This window comes from Cellulomonas sp. URHD0024 (genome assembly GCF_000426185.1).
Lineage (GTDB): Bacteria > Actinomycetota > Actinomycetes > Actinomycetales > Cellulomonadaceae > Cellulomonas.
The window spans coordinates 484922-497761 of sequence record NZ_AUEW01000001.1; the positions used below are offsets into that span (position 1 = coordinate 484922).

At 71.2% G+C, this 12840-nt stretch carries 12 protein-coding genes; all 12 read right to left on the bottom strand.

All coding sequences use genetic code 11. The features are described from left to right. Window positions 1-53: 53 nt before the first annotated feature. Window positions 54-1256: a methionine adenosyltransferase gene (gene metK, locus I847_RS0102345; protein ID WP_028048398.1), complete on the bottom strand. Its 1203-nt coding sequence runs from the start codon at window positions 1254-1256 to the stop codon at window positions 54-56. A gap of 37 nt (window positions 1257-1293) precedes the next feature. Then, window positions 1294-2490, bottom strand: coding sequence for a bifunctional phosphopantothenoylcysteine decarboxylase/phosphopantothenate--cysteine ligase CoaBC (coaBC, locus tag I847_RS0102350; protein ID WP_028048399.1), 1197 nt, complete (start codon window positions 2488-2490; stop codon window positions 1294-1296). Between the two features lie 9 nt (window positions 2491-2499). Then, complete coding sequence (rpoZ, locus tag I847_RS0102355) at window positions 2500-2763, bottom strand: DNA-directed RNA polymerase subunit omega (RefSeq protein ID WP_028046344.1); 264 nt, start codon at window positions 2761-2763, stop codon at window positions 2500-2502. 41 nt (window positions 2764-2804) lie between these two features. Then, the gene (gmk, locus tag I847_RS0102360; protein WP_028048400.1) at window positions 2805-3374 is read right to left on the bottom strand and encodes a guanylate kinase; all 570 of its coding nucleotides are present in this window, start codon (window positions 3372-3374) and stop codon (window positions 2805-2807) included. A 64-nt stretch (window positions 3375-3438) separates the two neighbouring features. Next, window positions 3439-3750: an integration host factor, actinobacterial type gene (mihF, locus tag I847_RS0102365; RefSeq protein ID WP_028046342.1), complete on the bottom strand. Its 312-nt coding sequence runs from the start codon at window positions 3748-3750 to the stop codon at window positions 3439-3441. A gap of 234 nt (window positions 3751-3984) precedes the next feature. Then, on the bottom strand, window positions 3985-4827 hold the full coding sequence (pyrF, locus tag I847_RS0102370) for an orotidine-5'-phosphate decarboxylase (protein WP_028048401.1): 843 nt from the start codon (window positions 4825-4827) through the stop codon (window positions 3985-3987). Next, complete coding sequence (carB, locus tag I847_RS0102375) at window positions 4824-8168, bottom strand: carbamoyl-phosphate synthase large subunit (RefSeq protein WP_028048402.1); 3345 nt, start codon at window positions 8166-8168, stop codon at window positions 4824-4826. The genes pyrF and carB overlap by 4 nt, the downstream gene beginning before the upstream one ends. Then, on the bottom strand, window positions 8168-9346 hold the full coding sequence (gene carA, locus I847_RS0102380; RefSeq protein WP_028048403.1) for a glutamine-hydrolyzing carbamoyl-phosphate synthase small subunit: 1179 nt from the start codon (window positions 9344-9346) through the stop codon (window positions 8168-8170). Before carA ends, carB begins: the two co-directional genes overlap by 1 nt. After that, entirely contained in the window at window positions 9343-9888 is a 546-nt protein-coding gene (locus I847_RS0102385) for a hypothetical protein (protein ID WP_028048404.1), read from the bottom strand. The genes carA and I847_RS0102385 overlap by 4 nt, the downstream gene beginning before the upstream one ends. Then, window positions 9885-11204: a dihydroorotase gene (locus I847_RS0102390; RefSeq protein ID WP_028048405.1), complete on the bottom strand. Its 1320-nt coding sequence runs from the start codon at window positions 11202-11204 to the stop codon at window positions 9885-9887. The genes I847_RS0102385 and I847_RS0102390 overlap by 4 nt, the downstream gene beginning before the upstream one ends. After that, window positions 11201-12199: an aspartate carbamoyltransferase catalytic subunit gene (locus I847_RS0102395; protein WP_028048406.1), complete on the bottom strand. Its 999-nt coding sequence runs from the start codon at window positions 12197-12199 to the stop codon at window positions 11201-11203. Before I847_RS0102395 ends, I847_RS0102390 begins: the two co-directional genes overlap by 4 nt. Further along, a complete protein-coding gene (pyrR, locus tag I847_RS0102400; RefSeq protein WP_028048407.1) occupies window positions 12196-12792 on the bottom strand; it encodes a bifunctional pyr operon transcriptional regulator/uracil phosphoribosyltransferase PyrR in 597 nt (198 codons plus the stop codon). The genes I847_RS0102395 and pyrR overlap by 4 nt, the downstream gene beginning before the upstream one ends. Between the last annotated feature and the right edge of the window lie 48 nt (window positions 12793-12840).

Here is a 12840-nt window from a genome sequence, read left to right on the forward strand (position 1 = left end):
CATTCGACCACCCACGACCGACGCACGACGTGCGACGTCCACAGGACCGCAGGTCAGCCGATCGCGGTCTGCAGGTCCGTCACCCGGTCCGTGCGCTCCCAGGTGAACTCGGGCAGCTCGCGACCGAAGTGCCCGTACGCGGCCGTCCGCTGGTAGATCGGACGCAGCAGGTCGAGGTCCCGCACGATCGCGGCCGGACGCAGGTCGAACACCTCGCGGATCGCGGAGGTGAGCCGGTCGACCGGGACGGTCTCGGTGCCGAACGTCTCGACGTAGAGGCCGACCGGGTTCGCCTTGCCGATCGCGTACGCGACCTGCACCTCGCAGCGACGCGCGAGCCCGGCCGCGACGACGTTCTTGGCCACCCAGCGCATCGCGTACGCGGCGGAACGGTCGACCTTCGACGGGTCCTTGCCCGAGAAGGCGCCCCCACCGTGACGGGCGATCCCGCCGTAGGAGTCGACGATGATCTTGCGGCCCGTGAGGCCCGCGTCGCCCTGCGGACCACCGACGACGAACGTTCCGGTCGGGTTCACGAACAGGCGGTAGTCGGTGACGTCGAGGTCGATGGTCGCCAGGACGGGCGCGATGACGTGCTCGGCGATGCCCGGCCGCAGCTGGGTCTCGAGGTGGACGTCCGGCTCGTGCTGGGTGGACAGGACGACGGTGTCGAGCGTGGCCGGGCGGTCGCCGTCGTAGCCGATGGTCACCTGCGTCTTCCCGTCGGGACGCAGCCCCGGCAGGATCCCGTCCTTGCGGACGAGGGCGAGTCGCTCGGCGAGCCGGTGTGCCAGCCAGATCGGCAGCGGGAGCAGGGACGGCGTCTCGTCGGAGGCGTACCCGAACATCAGGCCCTGGTCGCCCGCGCCCTGCAGGTCGAGCGGGTCGATGTCGGACGAGTCGTCACGGACCTCGATGGCCTTGTCGACGCCCGCCGCGATGTCCGGCGACTGCTGACCGATCGAGACCGACACACCGCACGAGTCACCGTCGAACCCGATGTGCGAGGAGGTGTAGCCGATACCCCGCACGACCTGGCGGACGATCTGCGGGATCTCGACGTACGCGCTCGTGGTGACCTCACCCGCCACGTGCACCAGACCGGTCGTGACCATCGTCTCCACCGCGACCCGTGCCTGCGGGTCCTGCTCCAGGATCGCGTCCAGGATGGCGTCGGAGATCTGGTCGCAGACCTTGTCCGGGTGCCCTTCGGTGACGGACTCAGACGTGAACAGGCGCAGCGTGGGCTCGGTCATGGCGCACAGCGTAATGGCCGACGAGGAGATCGTTGTCTCATATGCGAGCAGTGACCGCATCCCAGACAACGTGCGCGACGACGTCCTTGCTTCCGGAGGCGCTCGCGACGACGTCACCAGAGCCGTCGAGGATCGTCACGTCGTTCGCGTCCATGCCGAACCCGCGTCCGTCACCGACGGCGTTCACGACGAGGAGATCCGCACCCTTGCGCAGCGCCTTCGTCCGCCCGTGCTCGAGCACCGACCCGGCGCCGTCACCCGTCTCGGCGGCGAAGCCCACGACGACCTGGTGCGCGCGCAGGCGGTCGTGCGCGAGCTCCGCGAGGATGTCCACGGTCTCGACGAGCTCGAGCACGGGCGCGGCGCCGTCAGCACTCTTCTTGATCTTGGTCTCGACGGCCGTGCGCGGGCGGTAGTCCGCCACTGCCGCCGCCATGACCACGACGTCCGCGTCCTTGGCCGCGGCGCGGACCGCGTCCCGCAGCTCGGCTCCCGTCTCGGCGTGGACGACGTCCAGCCCCGCCGGGATGCGCACGGTGACGTTCGCGACGACGAGCGTCACGCGGGCGCCCCGGTCCCGGGCGGCGCGGGCGAGCGCCACACCCTGGCGTCCGGACGAACGGTTGCCGAGGAACCGCACCGGATCGAGCGGTTCGCGCGTGCCACCTGCCGAGATGACGACGTGCCGGCCGACCAGGTCCTGGTTCACGGTCGCCACGAGCGCGAGCGCGGCCTCGGCGATGGCCTCGGGCTCCGGCAGGCGACCGGGCCCGGTGTCGGCGCCGGTCAGCCGACCCGCGACCGGGTCGAGCACGTGCACGCCGCGGGAACGCAGGGTGGCGACGTTCGCGACGGTCGCCGGGTGCTCCCACATCTCGGTGTGCATCGCCGGGGCGAGCAGGACGGGACACCGGGCGACCAGGAGCGTCGCCGTGAGCAGGTCGTCGGCCTGCCCGGTCGCCGCACGCGCCAGAAGGTCGGCGGTGGCCGGCGCCACGATCACGAGCTCGGCCGACTTGCCGACCGCGACATGGGCGACCTGGTCGACGTCCTCGAAGACGTCCGTGGTCACCGGCTCACCGGAGAGGGCCTCCCAGGTGGCGCGGCCGACGAACTCCAGCGCCGCGCGGGTGGGCACGACCCGGACCGAGTGCCCGGCCTCGCGCAGCAGCCGCAGCAGCAGCACCGACTTGTAGGCGGCGATGCCGCCCGCGACACCGAGGACGATGCGCATCAGGGCAGGTCAGCCCTCGGTGGCCTCGGACGTCAGCAGGCCGGCGTCGATCTCGCGCATGGCGATCGAGAGCGGCTTCTCCTGCGGACGGGTGTCGACCAGCGGGCCGACGTACTCGAGCAGGCCCTCGTTGAGCTGCGAGTAGTACGCGTTGATCTGGCGCGCGCGCTTGGCCGAGTAGAGCACCAGCGCGTACTTCGAGTCCGCGCGCTCGAGCAGGCGGTCGATGGGCGGGTCGGTGATGCCGGTGGGGGCTGCGACGGTTCCGGACACGGTGATCTCCCGAAGGTAAGGGTGTGGGACTGCCGACCAGTCTACCTGGTCGGTAGTCCCATCCCGCGGACGAGCTCGTCGGTCGCCTGGTGCACGTCGTCGTTGACGATGATCTGGTCGAACTCCGCGGCCGCTGCGAGCTCGACCCGAGCGGTGGCGAGCCGTCGCTCGCGCTCCTCGGCGCCCTCGGTCCCCCGTCCGACCAGGCGCCGTTCCAGCTCCTCGAACGACGGCGGTGCGAGGAACACGAAGTGTGCGTCCGGCATCGACGCGCGTACCTGGCGGGCGCCCTGCAGGTCGATCTCGAGCAGTGCCGGCTCTCCCGCAGCCAGTCGCTCTTCGACCGGCCGTCGCAGGGTGCCGTACTTGTTCTGGCTGTGGACCACGGCCCACTCCAGGAACTCCCCCTGCGCGACCATCCGGTCGAACTCGTCTCCGGACAAGAACAGATAGTGGACCCCGTCCACCTCGCCCGGCCGTGGCGACCGCGTCGTCGCGGAGACCGAGAGCCAGACCTCGGGATAGCGGGACCGGACGTCGGCGGACACGGTCCCCTTGCCGACGGCGGTCGGTCCGGCGAGAACGGTCAGCCGGGCGGGCGTCGTCGTCATGGGTGGTGCAGCACTCCTCGTGCAGTGGACGGGTCAGGAGCGGAGCCGCAGGACCCGGTCTACGTCACCCGAATCGGTCGACGAGAGCCTTCACCTGGTGCGGTCCGAGCCCGCGGACGCGCCGCGTCTCGGAGATTCCGATCTCGGAGATGATCGCACGGGCCTTGACCTTGCCGACGCCAGGCAGGGACTCGAGGAGAGCCAGCACCTTGAGCTTGCCGATCGTCTCGTCGGCCTGTCCCTGCGCGATCACCTCGGAGAGGGTGCCCTGCGAGTACTTGAGGCGGTTCTTCACCTCGGCACGAGCCTGCCGTGCCGCGGCCGCCTTCTGGAGCGCTGCCGCTCGTTGTTCGGGAGTCAGCGGAGGGAGTGCCACGCGCGTCACCTTCTCGTCGTTGGGCTGGCGATCCAGCACGCAAGTACGCGGGACCGATGTAACGAAACTAGCGACCCCCCTGGTGAACGGCAACGCGGGCGGACGATCCGAGCATCGCGGCACCCCCGTCTGACCTGCGGCGCCGTGTCACCGTGACGGTGGCGTCGGTCGACGAGGAGCGATGGGCAACGGCGTCGCCGGGCGAACGACGGCTACACCGACCACATGGCGTCGTCAGACCGCCAGCGCCGTCGCGGCCTCGTCGGCGGCAGCCCTCGCGGCGGCGCGCAGCGCGAGGACGTCGGGTCCCGCAGCGAGCACGCCGCGCGACGACGAGGCGAGGACCTGGCGTCGAGCTGCGCCGAACACCCGCGCCAGCTCGCGCGGGCCCGCGCCCTGTGCTCCCACACCGGGCGCGAGGAGCGGACCGTTCACGGCGGCGAGCTCGACCCCCGTGCGTTCGGCCGCGTCGCCGACCGTGGCGCCGACCACCAGGCCGATCGAGCCGAGCGGGCTCGCGTCGACGTTCAGGGTGGCTGCGCGCGACGCCATGAGCGCAGCAACACTGACCCCGTCCGACGTGCAGGCGTGCTGGACCTCCTGGCCTTCGCTGTTGGAGGTCAGACAGAGCACGAACAGGCCGCGGCCGGTCGCGAGCGCGAGCTCGACCGCGGGGTCGAGCGAACCGAACCCGAGGTACGGCGACACCGTGAGGGCGTCGCCGGCGAGCGGTGAGCCGTCACGCAGGAACGCGTCCGCGTAGGCGGCCATGGTGGAGCCGATGTCGCCGCGCTTGGCGTCGACGATCACCAACGTGCCGGTGTCCCGGCCCGCGGCGATCACCTCCTCGAGAACCGCCACCCCGCGCGATCCGTGCCGCTCGAAGAAGGCGGCCTGCGGCTTGACGGCTGCCACCCGACCGCCGACGCCCTCCAGCACCGTCAGCGCGAACCGGCGCAGCCCCTCGACGTCGTCCTGCAGGCCCCACGAGTCGAGCAGGCTCGGGTGCGGGTCGATGCCCACGCAGAGCGGCCCGTGCTCCTCCATCGCAGCTGCGAGCCGCCGCCCGAAGGTCACGCGGACACCCTGGCGGCGGCCCGAGCCTCACGACGGATCAGCGCCGCGGCGTCATGCTCCTGCAGGCTGGTGACCGCGAACGGCCCGGACTGGGCCGCCTCGATCGCCTGCACGGCCGCACCGAGCTGCTGGACCGTCGTGACCATGGCCTTGTCGGCGGCCGTGGTCGCCGCACGGATCTCGTAGCCGTCGGCACGGGCACCCTGGCCCGACGGTGTGTTGACGACGATGTCGACCTCCCCCGCGGTGATGAGGTCGACGATCGTGGGCTCGCCGTCGCCGCCACGACCCGAGGAGTACTTGCGCACGACCCGGGACCTGATCCCGCTGCGGTGCAGCACCGCGGCAGTCCCCTCCGTCGCGAGGATCTCGAAACCGAGCTCGGCCAGGCGCTTCACCGGGAAGACGATCGAGCGCTTGTCGCGGTCGGCCACCGAGATGAACGCGCGTCCGCCGCTCGGCAGGCCGCCGAACGCTGCCTCCTGGGACTTGGCGAACGCCGTGGGGAAGTCGACGTCGAACCCCATGACCTCACCCGTCGAGCGCATCTCCGGGCCGAGGACGGTGTCCACGACCACACCCTCCCTGGTGCGGAACCGCTTGAACGGCAGGACAGCCTCCTTGACCGCGACCGGCGAGTCGAGGTCGAGCACGCGTGCGTCGTCGAGCGGCAGCACACCACGAGCGCGAAGGTCGGCGATCGAGTGCCCGGCCATGACCAGTGCCGCGGCCTTGGCCAGGGACACGCCCGTGGCCTTCGAGACGAACGGCACGGTGCGCGACGCCCGCGGGTTGGCCTCCAGGACGTACAGGACGTCGGAGACGAGGGCGAACTGGATGTTCAGCAGACCGTGCACCCCGACGCCGCGGGCGATCGCCTCGGTCGACAGCCGGATCCGCTCGAGCTCGCTGACGGAGAGCGTGACGGGCGGGAGCGTGCACGCCGAGTCACCGGAGTGGATGCCGGCCTCCTCGATGTGCTCCATGACACCGCCGAGGAACAGCTCGGTCCCGTCGAAGAGCGCATCGACGTCGATCTCGATCGCGTCGTCGAGGAAGCGGTCGATGAGCAGCGGAGGGAGCGTCCCGGCTCGGCCTCCGTCGGCGGCGTTCTCCAGGGCGCGCTGCACGTACTCGTCGAGCTGGTGCTCGTCGTACACGATCTCCATGCCGCGACCGCCCAGCACGTAGCTGGGCCGGACCAGGACCGGGAACCCGATCCGGCGGGCCGTGTCACGCGCGCCGGCCATCGTGGTGGCGGTGCCGAAGGCAGGTGCCGGCAGACCAGCAGCCTCGAGCACCTTGCCGAACTCGCCCCGGTCCTCGGCGGCGTCGATCGCGGCCGGGGACGTCCCGAGGATCGGCAGACCCGCGTCGGCGAGGCGCTGCGCGAGCGAGAGCGGCGTCTGGCCGCCGAGCGTGACGATCAGGCCCTCGACGGGACCTGCCGCCAGCTCCGCGTGGTAGACCTCGAGCACGTCCTCGAACGTCAGCGGTTCGAAGTACAGCCGGTCCGAGGTGTCGTAGTCCGTCGAGACCGTCTCGGGGTTGCAGTTCACCATGACGGTCTCGAACTCGTCCTTGAGCGCCAGCGCGGCGTGCACGCACGAGTAGTCGAACTCGATGCCCTGGCCGATGCGGTTGGGGCCCGAGCCGAGGATGAGGATCGCCGGACGGGTGCGCGGCGCGACCTCCGTCTCCTCGTCGTAGGAGGAGTAGTGGTACGGCGTGCTGGCGGCGAACTCGGCCGCACACGTGTCGACCGTCTTGAAGACCGGCCGCAGCCCGACCGCGTGCCGGGCGCCACGGACGGCGTCCTCGGACGTGCGGCGCAGCGTGGCGATCTGCACGTCGGACAGACCGTGGCGCTTCGCGTGCAGCAGGACGGAGCGGGTCAGCGCGGGCGCCGCGGCCGTCTCGGCGGCGACCTCGTTGATCAGCTGGAGCTGGTCGATGAACCAGGGGTCGATGCCGGTCAGCTCGTAGACCGTCTCCAGCGAGACGCCCGCACGCAGGACCTGCTGGACGTCCACGAGCCGGTGCTCGGTGGGCCGGGAGATCGTCGCGGTCAACGCGGACAGGGCGTCGCCGGTCAGGGCGTCGCCCGTCCAGTGGAAGGTCGAGCCCTTCTTGTCCAGCGACCGCATGGCCTTGCCCAGCGCCTCGGTGAAGTTGCGGCCGAGCGCCATGGCCTCGCCCACCGACTTCATGGTCGTCGTCAGCGTGTCGTCCGCGGCCGGGAACTTCTCGAACGCGAAGCGCGGGACCTTGACGACGACATAGTCCAGCGTCGGCTCGAACGACGCCGGCGTCGAACCCCCCGTGATGTCGTTCGGGATCTCGTCCAGGGTGTAGCCGATCGCGAGCTTGGCGGCGATCTTGGCGATCGGGAACCCGGTCGCCTTGGAGGCCAGCGCGGACGACCGCGAGACGCGCGGGTTCATCTCGATCACCACGACGCGCCCGGTGGAGGGCTCGATGGCGAACTGGATGTTGCAGCCGCCGGTGTCGACGCCGACCTCGCGGATGACCGCGATGCCGATGTCGCGCAGGCGCTGGTACTCGCGGTCGGTGAGGGTGAGGGCGGGCGCGACCGTGACGGAGTCGCCCGTGTGCACGCCGACCGGGTCCACGTTCTCGATGGAGCAGACGACCACGACGTTGTCGTGCTTGTCGCGCATGAGCTCCAGCTCGTACTCCTTCCAGCCGAGGATCGACTCCTCCAGGAGCACCTCGGTCGTCGGCGAGTAGTGCAGGCCCTGGCCGACGATGCGACGAAGGTCGCCCTCGTCGTAGGCGATGCCCGACCCCAGGCCGCCCATCGTGAACGACGGCCGGACGACGACCGGGTAGCGCAGGTCGTCGACGGCGGCGAGGGCGTCGTCGATCGTGTGCACGATCGCTGAGCGCGCACTCTCGGCACCGCAGACCTCGACGACCTGCTTGAACTGCTCGCGGTCCTCGCCCTTCTGGATCGAGGCGATGTTCGCGCCGATGAGCTCGACGTCGTACTTCTCGAGCACGCCCGCCTCGTCGAGCGCGATCGCGGCGTTCAACGCCGTCTGCCCGCCCAGCGTCGGCAGGATCGCGTCGGGTCGCTCCTTGGCGATGATCGTCGTGAGGATCTCCGTGGTGATCGGCTCGACGTAGGTGGCGTCGGCGAACTCGGGGTCCGTCATGATCGTCGCCGGGTTGGAGTTGACGAGGATGACCCGCAGGCCCTCCTCCTTCAGCACCCGGCAGGCCTGCGTGCCCGAGTAGTCGAACTCGCACGCCTGTCCGATGACGATCGGGCCGGACCCGATGACGAGGACGCTGCTGATGTCTGTGCGCCGGGGCATCAGGCGGCACCCTTCTGTGTGGTCATGAGCTCGACGAAGCGGTCGAAGAGGTACGCGGCATCGTGCGGCCCGGCGGCTGCCTCCGGGTGGTACTGGACGGAGAACGCGGGCAGGTCGAGAGCCTGCAGGCCCTCCACCACGTCGTCGTTCAGGTCGACGTGGCTGACCACGACCCGGCCGTAGCGACCACCGTCGTGCGGCGCGACGGACTCCCCGTCGAGCGGTGCGTCGACCGCGAACCCGTGGTTGTGCGCGGTGATCTCGACCTTGCCGGTCGAGCGGTCCATGACCGGCTGGTTCACGCCTCGGTGGCCGTAGCCGAGCTTGTAGGTGCCGTAGCCGAGCGCCCGGCCGAGGATCTGGTTGCCGTAGCAGATGCCGAAGAACGGGATCCTGCGGTCCAGCACCTCGCGCAGGAGCTCGACCTCGTGCGTCGCCGCACCCGGGTCTCCCGGACCGTTGGAGAAGAAGACACCGTCCGGTGACGTCGCCTCGACGTCCGCGAACGTCGCGCTCGACGGGAGCACGTGCACCCGGACGCCACGCTCGGCGAGCCGCTGCGGGGTCATCGCCTTGATGCCCAGGTCCACGGCCGCGACCGTCGCGACCGGTGTCTCCAGAGGCGAGCCGTCGGGCCCGAGCGCCTCGACGACGTAGGCGACGTCCGTGGAGACCTCGCCCGCGAGGTCCGCGCCGGCCATCGCCGGGGCGGACCGGACCTCCGCGAGCAGCTCGTGCTCCGGTCGGCGTTCTCCGTCCGCACTCTCGAGCGCGCCGCCGGAGAAGATGCCGGCCCGCATGACCCCGCGCTCGCGTAGGTGGCGGGTCAGGGCTCGGGTGTCGATGTCGCTGATACCGACGATCTCCTGAGCCTCCAGGTCGTCGTCGAGCGTGCGCACCGAGCGCCAGTTCGACGCGCGACGTGCCGGGTCACGCACGACGTAGCCGGCGACCCAGATCCGGGTGGACTCCTGATCGTCGTCGTTCACGCCCGTGTTGCCGACGTGCGGCGCGGTCATCACGACGATCTGCCGGTGGTACGACGGGTCGGTGAGCGTCTCCTGGTACCCGGTCATGCCGGTGTTGAAGACGATCTCGCCGAGCGTCGAGCCCTCTGCCCCGTACCGGCGGCCGGTGAAGGTGCGGCCGTCCTCGAGCACCAGAACTGCTGTGGTCATGAGTTCTCCTCCTGCGCGGGGGACGCGGCCCCCGGGGTCAGACGAATGAGCGGGGCGATGGCGTTGACGAGCTGGTCGCGGTCTGCGTGATGGCGCGGCCGCAGGCCGGTGTCCACGCCGCGGGGGTCGTCCGGCGAGGCCTGCCAGGTGACGACGACGATGCCGTCGCCGCCGACCACCTTGCCGGCGATGCCGGGGCTGACCGTCACGTCACGAAGGTCCGTGGTCGGCACGAACAGGTCGGGGGCACCCGCACGGGCCATCCGGACCCCCGCGTCGAAGACCTCGACCTCGGCCCGGCTGCGCCCACCGAGGCCGTTCGCCGTGATGCGCTCGAGCCAGTCGCCGGCGCGGGTGGTCGAGATGTACACGACGGGCACCGGACCGAAGAGCGACCGGCCGAGCTCGGACGGGACGACGGGCAGGGACGGGACGAAGACTGCGGTCCGCCGGGCCCGTGCGTTCCATCCCGCGCGCATGACGACCAGCGCGACGACGACCATGCCGATCAGGATGATGACCGCGAGGGTCGCGTGCCTCAAGAGCTCACCACCACGGACTCGTCGCACGCCGACCCGTCCATCACCGTGGCACGACCGCGCAGCCAGGTGGCGATGACGCACCCTGCCAGCTCGCGACCGCGGAACGGGGAGTTGGCGCCCATCGTCGCCTGCTCCTCGGGCACGACGACCCGGCGGATCGCCGGGTCGACGAGGACCAGGTTGGCCGGCTCCCCCACAGCGATCGGACGACCGTGGTCGCTGACGCGGCCGATCCGCGCCGGCGCCGTGGACATCACGCGGGCGACGTCGGCCCAGGTCAGCCGGCCGGTGTCGACCATCGTCTCCTGCACCACCGAGAGGGCTGTCTCCAGGCCGGTCATGCCGAACGCGGCGGCGCCCCACTCGCAGTCCTTGTCCTCGCGCGTGTGCGGTGCGTGGTCCGTGGCGACGATGTCGATCGTCCCGTCGGCGAGGCCTTCTCGGACCGCCTCGACGTCGCGCTGCGTGCGCAGCGGCGGGTTGACCTTGAACACCGGGTCGTAGCCGCGGGCGAGCTCGTCGGTGAGGATCAGGTGATGCGGCGTGACCTCGGCGGTGACGTCGATCCCCCGGGACTTGGCCCACCGGATGATCTCGACGGACCCCGCGGTGGACAGGTGGCACACGTGCAGTCGCGACCCGACATGCTCGGCCAGCAGCACGTCGCGCGCGATGATCGCCTCCTCCGCGACCGCGGGCCAGCCGGGCAGCCCCAGCTCGGCGGAGACCACACCCTCGTGCATCTGCGCACCCTCGGTCAGCCTCGGCTCCTGCGCGTGCTGGGCGATCACCCCGTCGAACGCCTTGACGTACTCGAGCGCTCGTCGCATCAGGACGGGGTCGTAGACGCACTTGCCGTCGTCGGAGAACACCCGGACCGCCGCGGCCGACTCGGCCATCGCACCCAGCTCGGCCAGCCGCTCGCCTTCGAGGCCCACGGTCACCGCGCCGACCGGTCGGACGTCGACCCAGCCCGCGTCGCGACCGAGCCGCCAGACCTGCTCGACGACACCCGCCGTGTCCTGCGTGGGCGAGGTGTTCGCCATCGCGTGGACGGCCGTGAAGCCACCCATGGCGGCAGCGCGCGTCCCGGTGCGGACGGTCTCGGCGTCCTCGCGGCCCGGCTCGCGCAGGTGCGTGTGGAGGTCGACCAGGCCGGGCAGCAGCACCAGTCCGGTGCCGTCGATGATCACCGGGTTCTCGCCGGCCTTGGCCTCGGCGTCCGCGCCGATCGCCGCAATCACCCCGTCGGCGAGCAGCACGTCCGTCGTGCCGTCGCCCAGCGGGCTGACGTCACGCAGCAGGTAGTTCCTCACGCGTTCACCTTTGCTTCGTCGGAGATCGTGCCCGCCGGGGCGTCGCTGCCCGCCAGCAGGAGGTACAGGACGGCCATCCGCACCGCGACGCCGTTGGCCACCTGCTCGACGATCACCGCGCGCGGCGAGTCGGCAGCGTCGGCCGAGATCTCCAGGCCGCGGTTCATCGGGCCGGGATGCAGGACGATCGCGTGGTCGGGCAGCGCGTCCAGCCGCCGGGCGTCGAGCCCGTACCGGCGGGTGTACTCCAGCGGGCTCGGGAAGAACCCGCCTCCGGCGCTCGACATCCGCTCGCGCTGGACCCGCAGCATCATCACGGCGTCCGGCTTCTCGTCGGCGATCACCGCGTCCAGGTGGTAGGACACCCTGGCCGGCCACGCCCCGACCCCGACAGGGACGAGCGTCGGCGGAGCCACGAGCGTGACCTCGGCGCCCAACGTGTGCAGCAGGTGCACGTTGGAGCGCGCGACGCGGCTGTGCAGCACGTCCCCGACGATCGCGACGCGCAGCCCGGCGAGGTCGCGGCCGGTGACGTCGCCGGGGCCCATCAGATGGCGCCGCAGCGTGTACGCGTCGAGCAGCGCCTGCGTGGGGTGCTGGTGCATGCCGTCGCCGGCGTTGATGACGGATCCGTGCGTCCAGCCGTTGGTCGCGAGCGTGTGCGGCGCACCGGAGGCGTGGTGCCGGATCACGACCGCGTCGGCGCCCATGGCCTGGAGCGTCAGGGCGGTGTCCTTGAGCGACTCGCCCTTCGACACGCTCGACCCCTTGGCCGAGAAGTTGATGACGTCCGCGGACAGCCGTTTGGCTGCCGTCTCGAACGAGATGCGCGTGCGCGTCGAGTCCTCGAAGAACAGGTTCACCACCGTGCGACCGCGCAGGGTGGGGAGCTTCTTGATCTCCCGGGCCTGCGTCGCGGCCATCGACCCGGCGGTGTCGAGGATCCGGACGGCGTCGGCCAGGCTGAGGTCAGCCGTGGACAGCAGGTGCCTCATCGGGCGCCTCCTTCGATGAGCACGGCGTCCCGGCCGTCGCACTCCTGCAGCAGGACGCGCACGCGCTCGCCGGTCGAGGTCGGCAGGTTCTTGCCGACGTAGTCGGCGCGGATCGGCAGCTCGCGGTGACCTCGGTCGACGAGCGCCGCCAGCTGGACCGCACGCGGTCGGCCGAGGTCGCTGATGGCGTCGAGGGCCGCGCGGATGGTCCGACCGGAGTAGAGGACGTCGTCGACGAGGACCACGACCTTCCCGTCCAGCCCCGTGCCCGGGATGTCGGTCTCGCCGATGGTCCGCGTCGGGTGGTGGGCCAGGTCGTCCCGGTACATCGTGACGTCGAGGCTGCCGACGAGCTGGCTGGCGTGCAGGCCCGGTTCCACCGCGATCAGGCGCTCCGCGAGCCGGCGCGCGAGAGGCAGCCCGCGCGTGGGGATGCCGAGCAGGACGACGTCGGCGCCGCCCTTGTTCCGTTCGAGGATCTCGTGCGCGATGCGCGTCAGCGCCCGGGCGATCTCCGGGGCGCCGAGGACCACGTTGCCGGCGTCGTCGTCGGCAACGGTCTCGTCGTTCTCTGTGGGCACGGCAGGACTCATCCAGCAGCTCCTTCCCCGCCTCACAGGACGGGTCTTAAAGGAATGTCT